Origin of the sequence: Paenibacillus solani, from assembly GCF_001277345.1 — a bacterium.
Lineage (GTDB): Bacteria > Bacillota > Bacilli > Paenibacillales > Paenibacillaceae > Paenibacillus_AQ > Paenibacillus_AQ solani.
Map to the genome: position 1 here is coordinate 3,263,258 of NZ_LIUT01000001.1, position 20,842 is coordinate 3,284,099.

Genomic DNA, 20,842 nt, shown 5'->3' on the forward strand with positions numbered 1-20,842 from the left:
TGTTCGTTCGAATTGTTTTTTCTTATTGTAAAAGATGAAGCAGAGCTGCGTCTTTTTCAGAAAACAAAAAAAATCCCGATGTTTTTGTCTGAATCGACAAACATCAGGATTTTTTTAATTATGGATCAGGCGGTAGACCATGCAGGCGGTATAAACATCGTACGACTCCGAGTTGACGGTGACATCGTATCCGATGAGCTCGCTAATTTTTTTAATGCGATATTTCACCGTGTTTTTGTGGACGAACAAGAGCTTGCTGCAGTCATCCATATTTCCCTTCGCATCCAGAAGAAAGGTCATCAGCGTTTCCAAAGTATCCGGATCGTCCATCAATGGCTCTATGACGGACAGACATTCTTCCGTGATCTCTTCCCCTTGTTTACTAAGGTCTATGGCCCGTTTCATGGAACGAACTTCAGCCGCGGTATATAGCTTGCGGTGATGATAGATACGGTGAACCTCTTTTTCCACGCTGTTGACGAGCTGGTACATCCGCCTTACGTCCTGCGTGTTCCGCATTCTCGGAGAATATACGATGCTTGAAATTTCAGCGACGAGACCCGTCATTTCCATATACTCGGCTGCGATTTCATACTCGTTGTATTTATAGGAGCAATTCCCCAGTAAGACAACAATGCAATAATCTATCGTTTGTATGACCGCGGTTTTATAATATTGGGAGAGATGCGCTTTTAAATCTTCTCTGACCCTTTTTTCCTCAGACAAATCCTGGATGTACACGAGCCACATCATTTGGATGGCGGATACGTCGATATGAAGCAGATTGGCCAATCTGCGCATTTTTTCGCTTTCATCGTTCACGATGGCTTTAACCAAAGCGTATTCGCTGACCTCGTTATGCTTGTCTCCCCATAAATTGATGGCCACCTGCACCACCTCGCTGATTTGATCCATCGTCTTCGGAGGCAGCTTGGTATTCTCTTTAATGAGGAACAGATACAGCGCTTCCCCGTTTTTTTGATGGACACGTTTGTATTCAACGAAGCAGGACGCATCCAGCTCTCCTTCTCCCATTCTGCCGTTCAAAATGGAAGGTGCCATGGACTGGATCAAATCCGCCACATCAAGCGTGGAGTTGCGCGGCCACATGACACGATTGATGATATCGAGGTTGCTGTTTGTCAGAACGATGTTCGCTTTCATCCGGTCAGACAGCAGTTTAAGGGTAATTTCCACGCTCCGTAAATGTTCCGGCAGCAGCGATACCTTTTCCAGCGATTCATTCACGAAATGCTCATTCACATTCTGGTTGCTTACGATCGCCTCCATGACTTCATAAATGACTTCATTATACCTAAGAGAGTAATCGTTTCTCGGCATGCAAATGATAATAAAATTCAGCGATTCGGCCAGCTCAAGCACTTCATCGGCTATGTCTGGCATTACAATGCCAACATAGTATAAAATCAACCCCACTTCACCAAGGTCATGCAAATATTGAACCGTTTGGCATTGCTGCTCCACGCTGTCCTTAATGGAATAAAAAGAGCTAATGACCAGCTCTTCGGCATACCATTCTTCTTGTACGGTTTGAATAATTTGCGAGAAGAAATTGACATCCGCCACCTCTAAAACAGATAAAGAGGAGACGGTCTGATGAAGCCTGCTTGTTCCAGTGACCACTTGAGCTCCTCTAAATGAAGGCAGCTGCAGTAAATCTTTAACGGTTACCCCAATTCAACCACCACTTTTTTGTTCGATTCATGCTGCTCCTACTAGTATAACCTTCGTTATGATAAGCAACCAAATAAGTTTGATTAACTATTTAACTCTAAATAATTCATATTATAATCTTCTCCTAAGAAATTCATCTCTCCGGAAAATCCATTTAATTCCCAATCACCATTTTCGTTTGGAGTAAAAATGTATTCTCGCTGCCAATCCTTTAACTTCTCATCATCACCAACATATTCTTCCTTTATGCTTAATATAGTTTGATTAAAAAACTCGTTCTCGAAGTAACTCTTATAAAGGACCGCATTTGTTACAGTTATTCCTTTATGAAAGACAGTTGGGTATAGTGTGTTCTTTTGTACATACATATCTGCCTCGGGGCCAGCATCCATATTATGGTTAAATAATATGGATAGAATTTGCTTTGCATAAGTTCCAAACTCTTCAGTAAAAGATTCCTCTAATTCCTTATACTCCAGTATTGACACCTTTTCTCTCAATGCTAAATCAATGATCATTTTTTCTTTTTTCTCAACCATTTCCATTGCAGTGTTTAAGTCGAAATCCATGGTTTCTTCTTTTATTGGTTTTAATTGTTTAGATGACTGACAAGCTGATAAAAACAAAATAAATATGATAAGTAAAACCAGGTGGGATCTCCTCATAATTAGCTGCTCTCCCCTACAATTACACCCTTTTTTATGTATAGATTATAGTTCTCACTATGTTGATACACTCACAAATATTTACTCGAAAATCCTGTAAAGACTATAAATTCCGAATCCTAATAAAATGAAACTAGATAACATATTAATTAATTTCATTGTTCTTGCACTAATCATTCTTCTAAAGATTCCAACAAAAAAACTTAATAACAACCACCATGCTGCTGAGCCTATAAATACTCCAAAGACTAAATAAACGGAAGATCCCAACACTGGTCCTATATTCATTCCAGCGAATATTCCTATGAACGAAATGATAGTTAACGGATTTGTGAGTGTTAGAAATAATGTTGTTCCAAATGTTTTGAAATAATTACTCCTCGCATGATTTCCCTCGAAACTATTGTTCACTGGTGCCCTAAATGTAATGTACGCTAAATATAGTAGGAACACAGCTCCAAATAGATTAATCCAATTAGAAATTGCGTAATGATGGTAAGCCCAAATGCAGCAAAACATCCATAGATGGCATCTGCAGTTGCTGCACCCAAACCCGCTATGAATCCATATGATCGTCCTTGGCTTAACGTTTTCTTAATACACAATACCCCAATCGGACCGACTGGTGCTGCTATGGAAAATCCGAGTATAATCCCCTTCATGAACGGTGTCATGTTACTACCTCGTATTTTAATTTGTTTTCCTCTCATGGAACGTTCTTGGGTTACTGATTCGAACCCTTCCGCAGACCAAGGGTGAATGCCTGATGCGCAAACACTTTATTATCTGATTCCTCGGCTTCTGATTATTTATTATTCTGTTTGAATAATGATGTGATAATGATTTCTGCACATTCTTCTGGCGTATTTATACTGGTATCGACTGAGCAGCTATATCGAATGTTCTGTGACATCATTCTATTTTGCTCGTCTGATTGATCTTCTCTTCTGTCACCACGTTCGCTATTTCGCTTACGACAAATATCTAAAGGACAATACACCTCAACTATATCCAAAGGGTATCCATGAAAAATATCTGTGACTCTATTATAATGTGGCTTTAACTCAGGTCTTTCAACAAGTATCCCGTCGATTAAAACATTCTTTCCACTATCTGAAAATAATCTTGCTGTGTAGTACATCATTATTATTACTTCACTTAAATACTTCCAGTAGTCAGTGCGAAGTTGTTTATCACCAATCGTATTTTCAAAAAGATCATTGGCAACAACATAAAAAAATGGATCAGAATAATTTTGCATAGCTTCTACTATTGAAGTTTTACCTGAACTTGTTACGCCATTCAAAAATATAATTCTTCCTTTATTCATAGTTCTCATTTTCCTTTGCATGGGTTATGTTTAACTTCACTCTTCAAATTCTACTGGCATAGAAAGATCATTTGCAATAACAGCGTTAACTCATTGTTATGCGCAGATCATTACTTCTGAGATTACTGTCTTGTTCTATTTTAAGAATAACTATCTATCTCTTCTATTTGCATAAAAATTCTTGAATAAAGCTTTTCTATATTTTCATCGGTTGTTTCATCATTATACAAACCTAATTCCCAGTATTTTATTGTATCATCTTCATTTGATTTATAGGCACTGACAGCATAACTCGTACCCGGAGACCAATCCCAAGTCTCATCATATTCAACACCTTTTTCGGTAAAAGGAACATGACTTGTAGTTGAAATAAAAAAGAATGGGATCTGTGAATTTGTATATATATCTGCATATTGTCTTTCTGCTGCTTGATTAAGATTTTTCTCTCATAACCAAAAGAGCATCATATTTGTCTAAGTCTTCTTTATTCATTTCATCAAAAGAAATTTCTTTAAAGATAACTTGCTTTTCTTTTATTTGAGGTGGTTCTCCAATAACAGCAATATTCAATAACCTTCCTTCATATAAATCAAATTTAGTACCCGTGCAGGCTGAAATGACAAACAATATACTTAACAAAATAAAAAATATATATCGCTTTCTGTTATTTGTCATATAACCTCTCCTTATACTGTTTTGTATGATCATGGGGCCTTCTTTTAGTTACCCAGAATCATATTTTTGAGAGTTCTTTTAATGCATCTTGAGCAACTCTCTGTACAATTTGATTCTCATGATGCTCATAATTCATAAGTAAGGGAACATATTTCTTGTTGTAAGTAAGACCTATAGCATAGAGCGCATCAGCCAAATAATGAGTATCAATCTTATCAATATGTTCCGCAAGATAATCTAGCTGACCTTTTGAGTAATCAGTAAGTAATTGAACTATATCATCCTTTATATCTTTATCTTGTTCTTTGAACAGTTGTTCCTGTAATAGAAGGATTATTCCATCAAAAAACGGTAGATTATACCCGAAGTATGGATCAAGATATCGATCTAAACTGAATAAAAGGCTTCGCTTCTCACCATATTCTGATTCACTTAAGTACTTTTTAATCGCTTCTGGACCATTCTCAACAATTTCACAGTGCTTTTGAGAATATGATGTATAGCTTACTTCATTGTCTTCCATTAAGTTACCTCTCTACTTCACAAATTTCTTGTTACATCAATTTGCATCAATTTCATATAACGTTCTTTAATCTATTATTAATTTATCTATTTGTGATGTATATCCATAAATATAAATTGAATCGTTACTCTGGTAATATGGAATCGAATATTCTTTCAATATCCCTATAAACTCCTCAGTAATATCAATTAACTCAGGTGGCATTAATCTCCCTATATTTACAATCCGTCTTGGTCTAACTCTTATCCATTCAACAGCATAAAAGGGTATCAGTCCTTCAACCCAATCCCCCACGTACCACACATCATCCTCAAACTCATTTGGAGTCGGAGTTTCAGTTAATACATACTTTGCTTGAAAAGGTGGTGGAAACGGCAAAGTGTTAAGAACAGCATTTTGCAGCTCTGTCCACTTCGTATTATTCATAATTGAGGCTAACTACCTTTCCGAAACTGCATTCATATTTTTTTCTTTGTAACGATCACGTTCCAATCAAACTACCGCCTTTATTTATTGAGTTACATAACATTTCGTTTCTCAAGCTCTATTATTATTTTGTCCGTAATCTCATCGACTGGTTCTAGGCCAGATACAATGAAGTCACAATCGACCATAACAAAGCTTTTTGATGTATTCTATCTGGGGTAAACTTTCTAGGAGAAATTGAAGTTAATATCATGTGAGCGTCAAGGTTCTGTAGAAAGCGGGTGATCTTTAGAAGTTGTCTGCCAGTCATGGCTTCCTTGCTATCTCACAAAAGAGTCCTCTGCTTTTTATAATCCCCTCTTATTCGGTTGATTTGTTTTACATGTCCTACAACATGTTCAAAGTATCGTTCAATTAACTCCTTCAGCGTGATTTTCCCGAGAGTCTCATGGATACCGATTTTATTAAAGTCACTCTCTTCTATTGTCCTTAACTGCATAGCTGTGGTTTCTCTTAGTGCACGAAATAATTCTAAATAAGGTCTATAATCAAGATCGATGTAATTAAGTTTTTTGTCCAAAGTTCTTGGTGCATTAAATTAAGTATGGGTTCTTCCTCAGAGATGATCTTCTTTATTCTATAAACAACCACTGTTTCTGAATCTGCCAGATGTATAAGCACTTCTTTGATATTCCAACTCTTTTCATCAGGTCTATAAATGAGTTCTTCATCGGAGACATCATTTATAGCTTGAGTTATTAAGTTGTAGCCATTTGTGTATTGATCAATTATTTTTTTCATATCCTTACTCCTTTTTTATTACTTAATAAGGAATTCTTCAAGTATTCTTAATGGTTTCAACGAATCCTCGTATAACTCGCTAGCTATTGCTATTGCCATATGCAATTGAGGTACTATACAAATATATTGACCGCCAAATCCCAATGCAAAAATCATTTCTGTATTACTGTTTTCTTCTCTATTTATCTTTAGGTTTCTTACCCACCAATGATATGCATAATAGCCAATAGATTCATAAGTTAGGTAATACGGTTGTGTGGATTTCTTCAACCACTCCGAGGAAACAATACGGATGTTTTTCCATTTACCCTCATGTAAAATCAAAGCTCCTATCTTTAACATATCTACCGTGCACATATTCAAGCCGTCAGCACCTCGGTTAATGCCTTTACTATCTTCAAACCAATTTGTTTTCGTAATTCCCAGAGGTTTGAACAGATGAATATTTGCAAATTCAATAGCTTTCATCCCTGTAGCTTTCTGCAAAATTGCTGTTAACACATGCGAGCAACCCGAATTATAATTCATTTTTTCTCCTCGGTTATCTTGGAGATCTCTTTCAAACACATAATTCACAATGTCAGAACTAAACACCATCGGGGCGAAATAGTTCCATTCACCAAATTCAGGCCAGTCAAACCCCGCCGACATAGTAAGTAAATCCTCAATCGTGATGTGTCGTTTTCTAACATCTGTTTGTTTATTAATTTGTTCCGGAAAGTAACTACTAACTGGTTCTGAAATACTTTTTATAAATCCTTTATCAAGTGCAATACCAATAAGTATGGATAGAATACTTTTAGTACACGAATTAACTTTTTGAGGATTCATTTCAACTTTTTTATTTTTATAATATTGAAAAATCAATCTATCTTCACTCATAATTAGACAGCTTTTGATCTTCACCTTTTTTATAGCCCGTTCAAATTCATGAAGTATAATTGAATCCATTCTTTCCATCCTTATCTGCATATTGTTTCATCTAAATACTCACAAGAACCAGCATTGTCTCAAGCACATTATCCATTTTTGTTTTCCATTACATTACTTAAGCAAATGAACTTCCAAGAATTCCAATAATTCTGAAAATGCAACCTGCACCTGTTGATCTTTGAAGTTGTGATCAAAAACATGATCCGCCCCGTCAATTGTTATTAACTTGCAATTTATCCCCATATCTTTGAGTTTTTCATACATAATGACTGATTGTTCATAAGGTACATCCGTGTCCTGAGTGCCATGTAGCAATAAAGTAGGTGGATATCCTTCTGTAATATTGTCAACTGGATTGTAATGCTTTATTTTATTTGCATCTGATTTAGGATCTATCTTTAATACTTCTTGAATCCATCTTCCTTGTTGGCGACAATAAACGTAATAGTCAAATCTATCCCATTTACCATTTGTAATCTCAGAATTCCCAATTTTATTGAGAGCATGTTCCCTATCAACTATAGGTTTCTTACAGTAGTACTCACTCGGTTGTGTATACCAACTTCCTAAAATGTCCCCATATCCATAGAAAGAAATAATAACATTCGGCTTATAGTCCATTGTCCCGGTTAGTAAGCTAAGATAGCCACCTGCTGATCCTCCCATAACCGCAATTTTATTAATATCAAAGTCGTACCATTGTATTGCTCCCGTTCGTACCCAATGAATTGCATCCCTTATATCTTCAATAATAAGTTCAAAATTAGTTTCCGGTGCAAGGCGATAATCTATGTTGACTACACTAAATCCATTGTTATTAAAATATTCAATCTGCTCATTAGGTAACCATTCTCTTGTTCCAAAAATTAAAGCGCCACTATGAATATATATAATTACAGGAGTTCCGGCGCCTTGATAATATATATCGGCACTGATAGAACAATTCTCTGTTTGCTTATAGATTCTTGTTTCCTTCACTAATTCCCCTCCAAACATTGTCTATTCCAGAATCTTGTCAAAAACAAGACGAAGTATGTTCCGCTGCGTTGAATTCTCGCTGTTACACCATTGATTGATCAATCGGAAGTCAGTATTATCTGTTATGTGATCGATTCCGCCAATAAGTCTATTTTCATTGAGTTTGCGGATCATCGGGTCGGTTATGGATTTAGCAATCGTCTGGGCAATCTTACTTCCCTGTATAACCCTGAATGGCCGATCGTAGAATAGAGTAACCTCTTCATCTATTCTGTCGGTGATTCCCAATCGATTGTGTTTACATGCAATGTATTCATAGGCTAAGCACAAGGCTTCCTCCCGCACTTTCCAAGTTTGAGCGAATTGAACATTCAGCAGTAATGGCATGAGTTCATTAGCGCAGTCCAACTTCTTAAATGCGGTACCAAACCATTTTGGATAAGGAGCAAAACGTTTCTCCAACAAAAAGCATAAATTCATGATATCTCTTATAATTCTTGATGCGATAATGGAAGATCCTATTTCATCATCCACGTATCCTGCCCGAAGCGCCAGATGCTCTTCTTGCCCAATCCTGTTCCACGTAGAAGCCATTAGAAAAAGCCATATATCTTGAGGATAATATTGGAGTTGCTTACGGACGCTCATCAGTTGACCCGTATCATCTCGAAAAACCTCTCCACCCACAATCTCTGCTAAAACTTGTGAGGGAAAGGTGAGCCAATCAATAGGTTGAAGCCCTTGACTTATGTCTGCACCCAATTTCGTCTTTAAAAACCGGGGTAACGAAGTAATTACTGTTTGTTTCGAATCTATTGGGTAACCGTAAAATTCGTCAGGGACATTGCTCTCCAAACACTGAATAAATGCATCAACTTTACTGATTTCCTCTTCCTGAAGGAATAAAAGAACTCGCGGTCCCCAATCGTGATCTGCTGACATTATGGTGTCGTATCCTAATACTTCACTACCTGGACCGATTAGAGCCGATGCGTATCGTAAGTCGGGGAAATGTCTCGAAATCAATGGTTCTATACATTCAAAGTGGAATCTCTTACTAAGTTCGATCCCGTTAATAAATTTCATCGCGACAACCTCTCCTCCGAAGTACTCCGGTCATATTCTTTCTGCTTCATCGAGTAGCTATTATTAGTGTTCTTACTATGGTTACAACGAGTATCACATGCATACTTAATACAAAAATAAAATCCTTAATATCACCACTGGATCCAAATATACTCCAAAGTAAAATGGGAGGTGCTTGAAGCATAAAGAGAAAAATGAGCACACCCACCAAAAATGTTTTAATAATTCTTCTTTTGCCAAATCTCAAACTTAAACAAGATACTAATACTACAACTCCCATTCCCGATGAGATCATTCCCCACAAGTTGACCGCTTCTCGTTGGGATCCTGCCTCACTACCCAAAAAATCAAATGAGATTATTTCAGTCATATATAAAATGCCTAAAAGGATACTAATAATAGATGTCACTATTAAACTTACCGTAACTTGATTAAATATTTATTTTCATAAATATGCTACCTGCATTTCACTTACCCTCCAGAATTGCCTCTTCGAATCTACATCTAATGATTTCTGTCCTACAGAGGGCCGAATAGTTTGAAACGTGAATATGTTGTTATGTGAATTCAGTGCCCTCTATAAATTTTCCATTAAGTCAATCTCTTCTTCAAAAGGTATTAATGCACCATGGATTTTAATCCAATCATAAATTTTATTAACTAAGGCTTCTGAATCTCCATTAATTTTGTACTCCTTATTATCAACAATCATAATTCCTGTTTCATGTAAGTAAACAAAATAGATATTATTATTGCCATTCTTATCTTTGTATACAATATCCATCATAATTACATTTCCAGCAGCGCCTTTAAATTTTTTAATTTCCCTATTATATGAAACTGTATTAAACATACTGATAAGTTCGTCAAAATCAACTCCACTATCTTTACTTATTAAATACCGTAAAGTCTCTCTGTTTGATATATTAGTAACATGAACTTTCTCCATGCTCTGTTTATTATGTAGTATAGTATTAATTTTGATTGGATATGTAAGATATACAATGATCCCCAGAATAGATACGACAAGAATGAAGAAAAGAATTCGACCAACTTTCAAAACATACTCCTTTCATTCCCGATCTCTACACTATTTTCTCTTTCTCCGATCCCAAGTGTAAGCAGATATTAACTTAATATCGTTTTTTCTCTTGGTACTGTGCTTTTTACAAATTCCTGTTTAATGTCTTCTTTAAGTACCTGTTTCATTCGATCTCTACAATTTGGTCAAAACGTTTTTGTACTTTCATTACATGCTCTTCATCAGATTTTATCTGACTTTCAATTCTTTCATAATCTTCATAACTGTCATACTCCCACATTGCGAATACCTCAGTATTGTTATCATCTTTATCGAACATCCATCGTCCAATTAATCTAGCACCATACTTTAACTGAGACGGTAGTAATATCTCATTAAATAATTGATTAAACTCTTCAATGAATGATGGTTCAACAATATATGTTTTTCTTCTATAAATCATTTTCAATTCCTTTCTAATTAATTTTTCTCTGTAATTCGATTACGACTTTGTATTCACCTACCCTCACTGGCTCAAAGGCAGTAAATCAATCAGAAACAGAATAATACTTACTAAAATAGTAATTATCCCTCCCACTTTAACCGCCTTAAGATTTTTTGTACCATGCACGTGAAGTGTAATGAAGAGTTCTGGATATGTAATCTGAATAATTCCAGAAATAAGTACTATGATTGCAATCAAAGAAAGTGGGCCCACATTATTCTCCCAAAGAATTCAATTTTTCAACTCCATTTGCCTAGTATCATTTTATGTTCTTGTATCTACTAACCCGACATGCTAACACCCCAATCAGCTTCTCGGCTTTCCACTAAGAGCACAAGTGATTCCATAAGATGATTTCTTCTTGGGTGTTACTTTCACTATTCCAATAGCCTGATTTAAAAGGGTATTTAGAAAATAATACTGAACACTGAATAAAAGTCATTTATAAATGAATTATTTAAGGCTTGATAAGGAAACACCATTTCAATAGAAAAATAAGGTGGCAATAGTACTTCTCCTTTGAGTTTTGTTTTCATTCTTACAGATGAGAGTTGAATGTGCTTCTTTCTCAACTACATCTGACTAACTAAGGACGCAAGCCCATAGCGTAAATACGCTGTTATATGCTATCCAGGCCTCTTCGAATAATACCGCATAGTGTTCACGTAGTTAATCAATACCTCTCACTTACTAGCCAGTCTTTAGCTTGATCCATACTCGAAAAATATTTGATACCTAAGCTACGTCTCGCGGTTTCATTAGATAAGGATTTATTAATATTATTCTTTCCACTTCTTGTTGCTCCAACTATTGCAATCTTCGATATATTATGTTTAGTCCTCATTAGGCTTTCTATTATATATTCTGCAATTTCATATATGACATCTGTTCCATCTAAATGGTATAGTACACGATGTTGTTTATTAGTAGATCTCATTGAGTCTTCATTATTTTTCACTTTTTCTTTAATTAATTGCATATCCTTGCCAAGATTATCTATACACGAAATCCATACCTCTCCACCATTATGATAGAGAGAAAATGATGTTCTTAAATCTGGTACGCTTTTGATATGCTTGAAAAATATAGATCCAAGCCATTTCCGGATTCCCATATATTCATTCTCCAATTCCTATAATGAGCTCAGGAGCCGAGGTTCCGCAGCGTGAATATATTGTTATATGTAATGATCTGCTTCACTGGATTCCCCTCAATCCCAATAGTTAAATATGACTTCACCGATCGTCTCTGGCTTCCAATATCTGATCATTTCTTGTTCATGTCTTCCTAATCTACTGGTATCTTCTCTTGTTAATGTCTGATTTAATAAATTTGTATCCAGCACTTTATAGCTCTCCGATAGTATTGTTTTTACTTGTTCGGGTTCATCTATAAATTTTATTCCGCTATAATCAACTACTGAAGCAAATGCCACGAAAGGAAAAGTAGAATGTAAGAGTATATAAAAGACCGTTGTTCGTATTCCTATTTGGTAGGTATAGAAGTTTCTATTATTTACCGGAGGATCTGTTTCTATTACCTTTCCGTTTTCATACCTAATTGCATGGTATAAAGTAAGTTTCAAAATCCTTGATTTCTTTATTACTCAACTCTTCTTCTGAAAATCCAGTCACACCGGGTTTCATAATTTCATTAGTCTTCATTTAATCACCCACCCAGTGTTACCCTGCAGAGAATGACCTCATTGCAATACTCGCAAATCATGGTCTCATATGCCATTGGGTTAACCTTCCTACTACATATGTTTTCTGATTAGATTTTATTGCATGAATTACTCCTTTTGAAATCTCATCATGTGTTAACCATCTTGATATATTATTTTCAATTACAAATCCTAATTGGACTTGATGATACTTACAATTCTCTATGTTGCCCAGTTCTTTCATTATTTCTTGAAGATTTGAACTACTACCTAGAACATGAAACAGACTCCATTCATTATTAGATACTTTACTTATTTCATGACTAACAATATCAATGATTTTCTCATCTTCGTTATGAATCCATGCAACAACTGCATCATAAGGACCATTGGCTGCAATTGAGTTATGAATTTCGGATCTGAATTGTTTTTCATTGTTATAATCAACCGATATACATATTATATTTTCATTATCTTCAGCTAACTTATTTAGTTTATGTCGATCTCTTCCAACAACGGATACTTTATAACCGTTATGAGTCAGCCAAATTGAAGTATTTGCAAGCATCCCTGTACCGCCTATTACTAATACATGCTTCATTGATATCCTCCCCCAAAACCAATCGAAGTGTGATTACAATGTTATGTGGTGTACATGTCTTCTTGAGATTACTGACAAAAATTCATTAATGTGTTTCGTTCCCTATTTCTTGTTCTGATATAATTTTAAATTTCTTTAATTCAATATTCAATTTCTTAATCCCATGTTTATCTAAACCCTGAGTATTTATAAAAAATGAACCCGAGATTACTTCTAAAGAACTTTCATTGATGGTTTTATTTACTTCATTTATTAGTTCACTGTCTTCTACTCTTTTTCGAAAATCGTCTGATAATATGGGTTCGACAGACTTTATTAATATTGCTTTCTTTGTTTTATTCCAAAGATTAAAGTTATAGGAAACTAGGGTTTTATCTAAATCCCCTCCTAAGCCAAAAGTAATTGAACCGATCACTAATCCGTCGTCACCAACATCTTTAGGCTGATTTATATTGCTGCATCCAATAGAAAATGAAAATAGAATAGACAAAAGCAGAATCAGTATACGTCTTCTCATTAAATCACTCCTTACCTCGAACAGCAGTAAAATTCTATATTTCTGCTTTAATCAGCTTATAATCATGGTTAAAATAGGCATGGATTCTATGTCCCCCAAATAGATCTCCATCCAAATACTCACAGTAAATTTCAGAGAACCGAATCTCAACTATTAACAAACTTATTAATTCCGCAAATTCCTCAGTTGTTAAGTCATATTCACCGGCATCTACAGCATCCCAGTCTAGTTCAATATCATTTTCATCATATTCCGGCCAAAAATCATTTTTATAATCTATTAAAGCCTCAGCTATTTCTACTTTTGCCGCTTGCTCGAATCTCTCAAATTCAACAAACAACAATTCGGCTTTACTTACTAATATATCAACATCGGTACTCTCATCATCAAGTTTCAGTGTCCAATGTATCTTTCCCTCATGATGTACATATGACTTTAACTCACTATTATATTTAAAGAGACCTATTCCATTAACTCTTACGATCTTTTCCATTTAGGAAATTCCCTTCATATTAATCTTTCAAAACCAGTGCTACCCATCGTTTCATTCACAACGCCGGAAAATCGTCTTTAATTATTGAATACATTTTCACATCCTGAAATGCACCTTTTGCCCAGATATGCCTTCTCAATATCCCCTCAAATTGCATTCCAGTCTTCTCCATCACTCTGGCGGATCCGATATTATCCAGATGACATCTGGCTTCAATTCGAACTAATCCTAATTCATTGAATCCAAACTCTATAATCCTTTTAATTACCTCAGACATGTATCCTTGATTCCAATATTCATTGGACAATACATATCCAAGCTCTGCTCTCTTATTTCGATTATCCCAACTTACAAAACTACAACTACCAATTAGTTTCTTTGCTTGTTTGTGCTCAATTCCCCAAGGCCCTACTTTCTGTGTGTCATAACGGTTTAACACATATTCAATAAATGCTCTTGTATCATCAAGTGACTGATGAGTGTCCCAAACGGTATATCTCGATACTATCGGAAATCTACAATAACTATACATATCCTCCTGATCCGAATAACTTATCTTTCTTAATCTTGTTCGTTCAGTTTCAAAAACAGGAAACTCCTGAAAATGTTCTTCAATATGCGTCATTGCAGCCACCCCCGTATAAAATATCTGCCCATCTTTCAGATAACATCGTGTCCGCTTGATTCCCTCTACCTACTAAATCCTGGCGGACCGAGGGAGCTTGTCAACGAATCTGCTGTTAGGCGTAGTCACTGATTTTCTTTGAGATTTTAAATGAGTTGGTATGATAGTCCATCCAATAATTCTCTACTGATGAACTATAAAATGTTGAATCTTATCTTGATCTTTCCACTTGATTAGTTCTGTTTTTAATATTTCCGGATATACATTCAAATCTCTTAATTCATCCAATGAGAACCATCTAAATATTAACCTTCCATTGTCCTCGATTCCCTTAAATTCTCCATCCTTCTCTATAACTTCGTGTCCATCCGGGAAATCAATTAAGTAATAAAATCCAATCTCATGATAATGTTTATCTTCATAATCAAAAAAATCCTCATTCACGAATAGCAATTTATTCATGTGTGCCTCTATGTTGAGTTCTTCTTTAATTTCCCTAATTATCGTTTGATCTGTAGATTCATTAAATTCTACTCGGCCCCCTGGAAGGTTCCAAAAATTATCCTTTTCCGTCGTGTGCAATAGTATTCGATTATTGTGAATAGCAATACCTGCTACTCTGAAATTAAATTTATTATGATCTTTTTCAAATGTTATCATAGGTCACCTTTAATCATTGTATTTTTGATTCATCATGATCTGCATTATATGTCAATCAACTAATTCTTTTATTAGATATAGCAGCAAGTCATCATCTACCGACACCTGCTCCCCAGGTTTTACTTCCATGTTCTTATAGTAAATCCCATGACCATCCATCACATATCCACGCTTGTTATACATTTTTTGAGCATGCCCATAATCTTTATAAAGTCCCACTGCCAAACCAATTTGTTCGGATCTCTTTGATGCTATTCTTTCAAACTCATCAAACATCTTACTTGCGATTCCCTTTCTCCTGAACTCCGGAAAAACATTTAAGTCATTTATCTCTGGAATGTTATTTCTTTTAAAATTTGGGTATTCCGAAGTAAATAATAAGTGACAGCAACCTGCCAATGTTCCATCATAGTAAGCCAGTAAAGTAACTCTACTGCCTTGTGCATTTTCTTCTAAACACTTATAAAAATAGTCCTTCGATGTATACCACGGATATCTGCTTGTAAATTCAGTATCCAATAAAGATGCTTCTTCACGATTTGAAAGTTGTTTTATTGATAATGGATTTGTCATTTTACTCCTCTTTCTATTAAATTCAGTTAACATTCCAGATGAATCTTCTTTGTCATAACCATTATGTTCATAATAGGCAATGGGTATCGGTACGTTTGTATCCACTACATAGGATAATGCTTGAAATCCCTATTCTTTTAGAATATTTCTCCACATGTTTAAAAAGTTTTGTTTCTATTCCATTATTCTACTACCTACGATTCACATTTCCCCGCCAAAAATTTAAATATATCAAAGCTCAGCAATGCCAAGCTGAGCTCCAAACATAATGAACTCTCTCCTATTCGTAACCTCGCTTTGAAAATCATGCATCTAGATAAGAAGTTCGAATGCTTTTTGCGTAGTGTTTGTTTATTCCCCTTCAACCGGTGCTAATGACTGTGCCGCAAAATGATAAAACGCCATGGCATCCTCTCCGGTTGCAAAACCGGCTTGGGCCATCTTGTCACTACCTCCGCCTTTACCGCTATAATCGGCCAGATGCTGTTTAAAGAACGCACCACAGGCGAGTCCGCTCTCTCCCCCTTGGGCAAGGAGCACCTTATGATCAGCGCCCGACACGAAGAGCACGATGACATCAGCTTGGTCCGTGAGCTTGGCTGCCAGGTTCTGCATGTCCTTCAAAGGCTTGTCCGCAAATACATGTTTGATCAGGCTACCTTGACGATCCGCCAATAACTTCTCGGCCAGGTAAGCGTCATTTTCGGCCTTCACGGCGTTTAATTCAGCCTGCAGCTGCTTTTGCTCTTGATCCCATTTTGCAATTCGGTCCAAAATCTCTTCTTTAGAGGTATTGAACTTGGCTGATAAGCCGTTTAGAATCTCCATGCCGGCATTAAATTCATTTAATGCACGATAGCCGCATTTAAAATAGATGCGCATATGCCCCTTCTGTTTCTCTGCTCTAAGCAGTTTGATCATTCCAATCTCACCCGTCTGAGAGACATGCGTACCGCCGCAAGCGTTATATTCGATTCCTTCAATTTCAACGATCCGAATATCGTCAGTTACCTTCGGCTGCTTTACCAGTGGGAGATTGGCAGCCTGATCTCGAGTCACATAATAACTCATTACCTTTCGGTTAAGATAAATCTGATCATTGACTTCGAGTTCCAGCATCATCCACTGGTCCAAAGGCATATCCGATCGAGCGATATCGATAGTGGCGTAATCCTGGCCAAGGTGGAAGCTGAGCGTTTCCGCCTCGCATACCTCCAGACATATAGCTGACAGCAGATGCTGGCCGCTATGATGCTGCATATGGTCAAACCTTCTGCCCCAATCCAACCGGCAGTTAACCTTTTCCTTCTCAGGGAAACGTTCAACTTTATGCAGAATTTCTCCTTCTTCAAAAACCACATCAAGTACCGGTATGGAATCGATCCACCCCAGGTCACATGGCTGCCCTCCACCATGGGGATAAAAAGCTGTCTCATCCATTACCAGATATATTCCGTCCTCCCGCTCCAGTTTACGTGTGATTCGTGTCTCCCACTCCCGGGTATAAGCGGAATCGTAATAAAGCTTCTTTGTCATCGTCATGTCCTCACTGTTCCTAGTTATTCATTTTTTAAGTCTTTGTTTACTATCAAAAGAATTGACTTTCGAGATCACTTCTTGCAGACCAAGGTCCGACAGGAGAGGTGCATTTTATTACCTCTTAGGATCAACAAAATATATACTTATAGTTCTTTATTCAATTTGTCATAAGCACGTATTTCAATACTTTCCCTGTTATATGTCTTAATATGAACATACCATAACTTCTTTCCCTTAGTATCTTCACCTTCGATATATAAATCTAAAGGGATTAATCTTGCCTGTATGCCATTAACTTCAATCCTATCGACTTGTTCAGTTGTTAATCCAAATAAAAAATCACCACTTCCAGTATAGCCACTAGTTGGTTCTGAAATTTCATCATTAATATTTAATCCACTACCAGTACTTAAGGAACCAGGTCTCCAACCAAACCATCCTTTAGATAATTGAGCCGCCACAATATTATTCGAATTAGTTATATAAAAATAATCCGCACGATTATTCACTTCTGAACTGGCAAATACTTTTTTTACATTAAACCCTTCCATGTTATCCATTTGATTATAAATAGCTTCTAATGGAGTCGAAAAAGATCTTTTATTATCATCATATAAATAAAAAATACCTAGCAATACAATAAAAACTGCTACTCTAATTATTCTCCTTCTCATAATCTCTCCCTCAGTCATATAGGATTGCAAAATATTTCTAAAAGTTGCCGTGTTCACGACGTCCATTCATCTCCCCCTGGCGGACTAGGATCGGCGTCAGCCAAACCGCAGAGTGAATATAATGTTAACCAAAGTCGCACCTTCTTCGACTCACAATCATACGTCATTCAACTAGTTCTTTTATTAGATATAGAAGCAAGTTATCATCAATCCTTCCTGATTATACCATCAAAGTCCTTTCTTCCTTCAAATCAATTCAGAATATCTCAAAGCCGATTCATCAATATTCCGATTTGCATTTATGTTTTGAATTATTAATTTCTTTCCAAAGAAAACCGGCCGAAGCCTGTTGTTCTATCGCTTCGGCCGGTTTTTTAAGTTTAAGATCAAGTTCACTGCGCTTTATGGGTATTCGAACTTTCGCTTACGCCATCTACTCCCATCGACTGACCCAGTATGGATACTATGAGTTGTATGCCATCCCGTAACCCCTGCATGTACAGAAGTTCATTCTGTATCCCCATGCTTATAATATGAAGATTCTCCCACTCAGCATATTCAGGCATCGGTACTGCGTCCTTGTCAGCGAACAAAGCTTCAAATGCCTCGTCTGTTTCCTCACGAATCTGCTTTAGTTTACAATCATGTTCAATCTGCGCGGAAACATCGTCCAGCCTTAGTTGAATCGCTTTCTGAAACCACGGTGGAAACTCCATTTCTATGCCCCCTACCTCTCATATTACATAATCATCGTGCAATCCGATTACGCCTTGCTTTCATGTCATCATATAAAGCTACCAATTCATCGACCCTTCGACTCTGCTCCTGAACCTCAGGGTTATCCGACAACGGAATCAACTGTTTCAACGAGGCTTCCCCAAGCTGATTTAGCTTTCGCCGTTCCTCCTCCAATAAGTCAAGTAACCGAATCATTCATCCACCCCTCCGACGGGTCTAAACTGCATCATCTCTTGTTAATGCTGGAGATAAGCTCTTTTTAATGCGATTATCGGTTTATTTTATTTTAATTCGATATTCGCATTAAAACAACCATAATTTCTCTTACAATTTGGATTAAATGAGGGGTGTACACGATGAAACATAGGCAAGAACCACCTGGGGACAAAAACATTATCGGCTCCCGAGTGATCGCCATACGTAAGAGTAAAGGAATCAAGCAAAGAGAGTTCCTCGCCAGATTACAAACATTAGGCTTGGATATCAGTCAAACCAGTCTTTCGCGTCTGGAGGGTCAATACCGTCTTGTTCAAGATTATGAAGTGGTGATAATCTCAAAAGCTTTAGAAATATCAGTGGGTTATTTACTCGGAGAAGAAACTGAGTAAAGAAGGTTTTACAAACCTCCATCATTTTGTACGATCGTTACTCGTTTTTTCCCTGCAGATAAATAAATTTAAATAAATACAATCAAAGAGGGTTAGTGCCTAATGCACTAACCCTTTTTGCAATACTATGACGGCATATCCGCCCAGCAGCGTGAATACATTGTTGCGAAATCAGCACCCTTTTCAAATTACTATCACGTTCTTTCAATACTATATACAGCCTGCTCTGCTCCAAATCTCATTAGTCTATTCTCAAGTCTCATGCCAACCCTCTCTAGCAACTTACAGGAAGAAGCATTGGCAGTTTGAGTTTCAGACACTAACTTAGGTAGATCTATTTCCGTGAATGAATAATGTATCATTCTTCTTACAACTTCTGTAGCATACCCATTACCCCAATGTTGAGGAAGGAATTCATAAGATAACTCGATGTTCGTTCCGTCATGATACTGGTCTAATGAGACTACACCAATAAATTGGCCATTCTCGATTAACCGAACACACCAAAAATAAACTCTTGGTATCTTTGATTTACTCAATATCTCTTCAAACTTATTCTTTAGAAGCAACTCATCGTTTACGGTTCCTCCTAAGTATCTTCTTACCTGAGGATCTTTATAAATTTGTACAACATCATAGAAATCTCCCGAGACCATTTTCATTAGTTTACATCTTGAAGTAACTATCATAAAGTCCTCCGGCTTTCTTTTATATTAAGTTTTTATCGATTTCAGATAACTGTTTTCCCTTAGATAGCGCTTATCTTAAAGTAATCAATGTCACCTGAATCAGTTGAGCTGGTCACCTAAATCTTCGCTTGAGAAATTAATTTCTTATTTATATTTTCTATAACCTGTATTTTTTCCTGTACTTCTTGAGTATTAAAGTATTCTGCACTTCTTATCATGTAATTCTCTAGTACATCTTTGACATTAATGTTTTTGTTTTTATAACTTTCACTTCTTATCCTTTCAAGTTCTCCAGTAATTTCGGTAATGATTTCTATTCCTTTGATAACTTCGTCTTCTAATTCATTAAAGTTTAGGTACAATCCTTCTTCTTCAACATCAAGCGACTCTGAATTATTATCATACAAGTACTCAAAAAACACCGAATAGTCTAAGAACATATCAAAAATATTATCAGTACCTATACTGCTTATTTTTTCATAGTTGTTATAAGAATGTATAGGTCCATATAACAGAGTTAATTCTCTATGCATGTTAGCTAGCTCTTTGAAGTCCCTTTGAAAATAATTAAATGCTTCTCCAGCTTCACCAAAGTGTATTTTTTTATGATCGAGAACATAATGTAGTGACCTATTAATAGAACCGACTTTGTAATTCGAAAAGAAATAATCTAGTGCACTATCAACAGCAACCTCATACCTCTTTGAGCTTTTGTAATTAATTATATTTATCGATACTGATATAATTAATAAGCTAACAGCTAATATGGCTGCAATCTTATAGCTTCTCAACATTCTCCCCCCTCAAATACGACTGCCTCTATT

The 20,842-nt window shown here is 36.3% G+C and carries 28 protein-coding genes and 1 pseudogene; 1 reads left to right on the forward strand and 28 read right to left on the reverse strand.

Annotated features, from left to right (window positions below):
- Positions 1-114: 114 nt before the first annotated feature.
- The 26 genes and pseudogenes from AM231_RS14950 to AM231_RS15075 form a co-directional block, all read right to left on the reverse strand.
- The gene (locus AM231_RS14950) at positions 115-1,644 is read right to left on the reverse strand and encodes a PucR family transcriptional regulator (RefSeq protein WP_242615164.1); all 1,530 of its coding nucleotides are present in this window, start codon (positions 1,642-1,644) and stop codon (positions 115-117) included.
- A gap of 134 nt (positions 1,645-1,778) precedes the next feature.
- Positions 1,779-2,360 (reverse strand): hypothetical protein, encoded by a 582-nt coding sequence (locus AM231_RS14955; protein ID WP_054403243.1) that lies wholly within the window; start codon positions 2,358-2,360, stop codon positions 1,779-1,781.
- A gap of 81 nt (positions 2,361-2,441) precedes the next feature.
- A pseudogene (locus AM231_RS14960) lies at positions 2,442-3,070 on the reverse strand (LysE family translocator).
- A gap of 95 nt (positions 3,071-3,165) precedes the next feature.
- A complete protein-coding gene (locus AM231_RS14965) occupies positions 3,166-3,690 on the reverse strand; it encodes a phosphotransferase-like protein (protein ID WP_054403244.1) in 525 nt (174 codons plus the stop codon).
- A 432-nt stretch (positions 3,691-4,122) separates the two neighbouring features.
- Entirely contained in the window at positions 4,123-4,365 is a 243-nt protein-coding gene (locus AM231_RS29995; RefSeq protein WP_242615165.1) for a hypothetical protein, read from the reverse strand.
- A 58-nt stretch (positions 4,366-4,423) separates the two neighbouring features.
- Positions 4,424-4,888, reverse strand: a complete 465-nt coding sequence (locus tag AM231_RS14975) for a hypothetical protein (protein ID WP_054403245.1) — start codon at positions 4,886-4,888, stop codon at positions 4,424-4,426.
- 66 nt (positions 4,889-4,954) lie between these two features.
- Positions 4,955-5,314 (reverse strand): DUF6678 family protein, encoded by a 360-nt coding sequence (locus AM231_RS14980; protein ID WP_054403246.1) that lies wholly within the window; start codon positions 5,312-5,314, stop codon positions 4,955-4,957.
- Positions 5,315-5,845: 531 nt separating this feature from the next.
- Positions 5,846-6,115 carry a DinB family protein gene (locus tag AM231_RS14985; protein WP_054403247.1) on the reverse strand — a complete coding sequence of 90 codons (270 nt, stop codon included), beginning with the start codon at positions 6,113-6,115 and terminating at the stop codon, positions 5,846-5,848.
- Between the two features lie 18 nt (positions 6,116-6,133).
- On the reverse strand, positions 6,134-6,997 hold the full coding sequence (locus tag AM231_RS14990) for a serine hydrolase domain-containing protein (protein WP_242615166.1): 864 nt from the start codon (positions 6,995-6,997) through the stop codon (positions 6,134-6,136).
- A 162-nt stretch (positions 6,998-7,159) separates the two neighbouring features.
- Positions 7,160-8,026 carry an alpha/beta hydrolase gene (locus tag AM231_RS14995; protein WP_054403248.1) on the reverse strand — a complete coding sequence of 289 codons (867 nt, stop codon included), beginning with the start codon at positions 8,024-8,026 and terminating at the stop codon, positions 7,160-7,162.
- 21 nt (positions 8,027-8,047) lie between these two features.
- Positions 8,048-9,112 (reverse strand): DUF4037 domain-containing protein, encoded by a 1,065-nt coding sequence (locus tag AM231_RS15000; RefSeq protein WP_054403249.1) that lies wholly within the window; start codon positions 9,110-9,112, stop codon positions 8,048-8,050.
- A 46-nt stretch (positions 9,113-9,158) separates the two neighbouring features.
- Entirely contained in the window at positions 9,159-9,521 is a 363-nt protein-coding gene (locus tag AM231_RS29520) for a hypothetical protein (RefSeq protein WP_131724745.1), read from the reverse strand.
- Positions 9,522-9,689: 168 nt separating this feature from the next.
- Entirely contained in the window at positions 9,690-10,061 is a 372-nt protein-coding gene (locus AM231_RS15010) for a hypothetical protein (RefSeq protein WP_131724746.1), read from the reverse strand.
- Positions 10,062-10,317: 256 nt separating this feature from the next.
- A complete protein-coding gene (locus tag AM231_RS15015) occupies positions 10,318-10,596 on the reverse strand; it encodes an NIPSNAP family protein (RefSeq protein ID WP_082341649.1) in 279 nt (92 codons plus the stop codon).
- 715 nt (positions 10,597-11,311) lie between these two features.
- Positions 11,312-11,752 carry a hypothetical protein gene (locus AM231_RS15025; RefSeq protein WP_054403253.1) on the reverse strand — a complete coding sequence of 147 codons (441 nt, stop codon included), beginning with the start codon at positions 11,750-11,752 and terminating at the stop codon, positions 11,312-11,314.
- A 96-nt stretch (positions 11,753-11,848) separates the two neighbouring features.
- Positions 11,849-12,223, reverse strand: a complete 375-nt coding sequence (locus AM231_RS29525; RefSeq protein ID WP_131724747.1) for a hypothetical protein — start codon at positions 12,221-12,223, stop codon at positions 11,849-11,851.
- Between the two features lie 136 nt (positions 12,224-12,359).
- Positions 12,360-12,902, reverse strand: coding sequence for a Rossmann-fold NAD(P)-binding domain-containing protein (locus AM231_RS15030; protein ID WP_054403254.1), 543 nt, complete (start codon positions 12,900-12,902; stop codon positions 12,360-12,362).
- An 85-nt stretch (positions 12,903-12,987) separates the two neighbouring features.
- Positions 12,988-13,419 carry a hypothetical protein gene (locus AM231_RS15035; protein WP_054403255.1) on the reverse strand — a complete coding sequence of 144 codons (432 nt, stop codon included), beginning with the start codon at positions 13,417-13,419 and terminating at the stop codon, positions 12,988-12,990.
- A 34-nt stretch (positions 13,420-13,453) separates the two neighbouring features.
- Complete coding sequence (locus tag AM231_RS15040) at positions 13,454-13,912, reverse strand: DUF2262 domain-containing protein (RefSeq protein ID WP_054403256.1); 459 nt, start codon at positions 13,910-13,912, stop codon at positions 13,454-13,456.
- Positions 13,913-13,967: 55 nt separating this feature from the next.
- Positions 13,968-14,537: a GNAT family N-acetyltransferase gene (locus AM231_RS15045; RefSeq protein WP_054403257.1), complete on the reverse strand. Its 570-nt coding sequence runs from the start codon at positions 14,535-14,537 to the stop codon at positions 13,968-13,970.
- A gap of 183 nt (positions 14,538-14,720) precedes the next feature.
- Positions 14,721-15,197 (reverse strand): NUDIX hydrolase, encoded by a 477-nt coding sequence (locus AM231_RS15050; protein WP_054403258.1) that lies wholly within the window; start codon positions 15,195-15,197, stop codon positions 14,721-14,723.
- Positions 15,198-15,248: 51 nt separating this feature from the next.
- Positions 15,249-15,875 (reverse strand): GNAT family N-acetyltransferase, encoded by a 627-nt coding sequence (locus tag AM231_RS15055; protein WP_242615167.1) that lies wholly within the window; start codon positions 15,873-15,875, stop codon positions 15,249-15,251.
- 246 nt (positions 15,876-16,121) lie between these two features.
- Positions 16,122-17,306: an alanyl-tRNA editing protein gene (locus AM231_RS15060; RefSeq protein ID WP_054403671.1), complete on the reverse strand. Its 1,185-nt coding sequence runs from the start codon at positions 17,304-17,306 to the stop codon at positions 16,122-16,124.
- A gap of 146 nt (positions 17,307-17,452) precedes the next feature.
- Positions 17,453-18,049: a hypothetical protein gene (locus AM231_RS15065; RefSeq protein ID WP_054403260.1), complete on the reverse strand. Its 597-nt coding sequence runs from the start codon at positions 18,047-18,049 to the stop codon at positions 17,453-17,455.
- 326 nt (positions 18,050-18,375) lie between these two features.
- Entirely contained in the window at positions 18,376-18,699 is a 324-nt protein-coding gene (locus tag AM231_RS15070; RefSeq protein WP_054403261.1) for a hypothetical protein, read from the reverse strand.
- Positions 18,700-18,730: 31 nt separating this feature from the next.
- Positions 18,731-18,916, reverse strand: coding sequence for a hypothetical protein (locus AM231_RS15075; RefSeq protein WP_054403262.1), 186 nt, complete (start codon positions 18,914-18,916; stop codon positions 18,731-18,733).
- Between the two features lie 161 nt (positions 18,917-19,077).
- Here AM231_RS15075 and AM231_RS15080 point away from each other — a divergent pair, with 161 nt between their 5' ends.
- On the forward strand, positions 19,078-19,329 hold the full coding sequence (locus AM231_RS15080) for a helix-turn-helix domain-containing protein (RefSeq protein WP_053492263.1): 252 nt from the start codon (positions 19,078-19,080) through the stop codon (positions 19,327-19,329).
- A 194-nt stretch (positions 19,330-19,523) separates the two neighbouring features.
- Here the strand turns inward: AM231_RS15080 and AM231_RS15085 are convergent, their stop codons facing one another.
- The gene (locus tag AM231_RS15085; RefSeq protein WP_054403263.1) at positions 19,524-20,018 is read right to left on the reverse strand and encodes a GNAT family N-acetyltransferase; all 495 of its coding nucleotides are present in this window, start codon (positions 20,016-20,018) and stop codon (positions 19,524-19,526) included.
- Between the two features lie 116 nt (positions 20,019-20,134).
- The gene (locus AM231_RS15090) at positions 20,135-20,812 is read right to left on the reverse strand and encodes a hypothetical protein (RefSeq protein ID WP_207383575.1); all 678 of its coding nucleotides are present in this window, start codon (positions 20,810-20,812) and stop codon (positions 20,135-20,137) included.
- Positions 20,813-20,842: the final 30 nt, after the last annotated feature.

Excerpts from the sequence above, each read along its gene's own strand:
- AM231_RS14955 (WP_054403243.1), bottom strand. The coding sequence starts at position 2,360 with ATGAGGAGATCCCACCTGGTTTTACTTATCATATTTATTTTGTTTTTA.
- AM231_RS14965 (WP_054403244.1), bottom strand. The coding sequence starts at position 3,690 with ATGAATAAAGGAAGAATTATATTTTTGAATGGCGTAACAAGTTCAGGT.
- AM231_RS29995 (WP_242615165.1), bottom strand. The coding sequence starts at position 4,365 with ATGACAAATAACAGAAAGCGATATATATTTTTTATTTTGTTAAGTATA.
- AM231_RS14975 (WP_054403245.1), bottom strand. The coding sequence starts at position 4,888 with ATGGAAGACAATGAAGTAAGCTATACATCATATTCTCAAAAGCACTGT.
- AM231_RS14980 (WP_054403246.1), bottom strand. The coding sequence starts at position 5,314 with ATGAATAATACGAAGTGGACAGAGCTGCAAAATGCTGTTCTTAACACT.
- AM231_RS14985 (WP_054403247.1), bottom strand. The coding sequence starts at position 6,115 with ATGAAAAAAATAATTGATCAATACACAAATGGCTACAACTTAATAACT.
- AM231_RS14990 (WP_242615166.1), bottom strand. The coding sequence starts at position 6,997 with ATGAGTGAAGATAGATTGATTTTTCAATATTATAAAAATAAAAAAGTT.
- AM231_RS15000 (WP_054403249.1), bottom strand. The coding sequence starts at position 9,112 with ATGAAATTTATTAACGGGATCGAACTTAGTAAGAGATTCCACTTTGAA.
- AM231_RS15010 (WP_131724746.1), bottom strand. The coding sequence starts at position 10,061 with ATGGAGAAAGTTCATGTTACTAATATATCAAACAGAGAGACTTTACGG.
- AM231_RS15015 (WP_082341649.1), bottom strand. The coding sequence starts at position 10,596 with ATGATTTATAGAAGAAAAACATATATTGTTGAACCATCATTCATTGAA.
- AM231_RS15025 (WP_054403253.1), bottom strand. The coding sequence starts at position 11,752 with ATGGGAATCCGGAAATGGCTTGGATCTATATTTTTCAAGCATATCAAA.
- AM231_RS15030 (WP_054403254.1), bottom strand. The coding sequence starts at position 12,902 with ATGAAGCATGTATTAGTAATAGGCGGTACAGGGATGCTTGCAAATACT.
- AM231_RS15035 (WP_054403255.1), bottom strand. The coding sequence starts at position 13,419 with ATGAGAAGACGTATACTGATTCTGCTTTTGTCTATTCTATTTTCATTT.
- AM231_RS15040 (WP_054403256.1), bottom strand. The coding sequence starts at position 13,912 with ATGGAAAAGATCGTAAGAGTTAATGGAATAGGTCTCTTTAAATATAAT.
- AM231_RS15045 (WP_054403257.1), bottom strand. The coding sequence starts at position 14,537 with ATGACGCATATTGAAGAACATTTTCAGGAGTTTCCTGTTTTTGAAACT.
- AM231_RS15050 (WP_054403258.1), bottom strand. The coding sequence starts at position 15,197 with ATGATAACATTTGAAAAAGATCATAATAAATTTAATTTCAGAGTAGCA.
- AM231_RS15060 (WP_054403671.1), bottom strand. The coding sequence starts at position 17,306 with ATGACAAAGAAGCTTTATTACGATTCCGCTTATACCCGGGAGTGGGAG.
- AM231_RS15065 (WP_054403260.1), bottom strand. The coding sequence starts at position 18,049 with ATGGACGTCGTGAACACGGCAACTTTTAGAAATATTTTGCAATCCTAT.
- AM231_RS15070 (WP_054403261.1), bottom strand. The coding sequence starts at position 18,699 with ATGGAGTTTCCACCGTGGTTTCAGAAAGCGATTCAACTAAGGCTGGAC.
- AM231_RS15075 (WP_054403262.1), bottom strand. The coding sequence starts at position 18,916 with ATGATTCGGTTACTTGACTTATTGGAGGAGGAACGGCGAAAGCTAAAT.
- AM231_RS15080 (WP_053492263.1), top strand. The coding sequence starts at position 19,078 with ATGAAACATAGGCAAGAACCACCTGGGGACAAAAACATTATCGGCTCC.
- AM231_RS15085 (WP_054403263.1), bottom strand. The coding sequence starts at position 20,018 with ATGATAGTTACTTCAAGATGTAAACTAATGAAAATGGTCTCGGGAGAT.
- AM231_RS15090 (WP_207383575.1), bottom strand. The coding sequence starts at position 20,812 with ATGTTGAGAAGCTATAAGATTGCAGCCATATTAGCTGTTAGCTTATTA.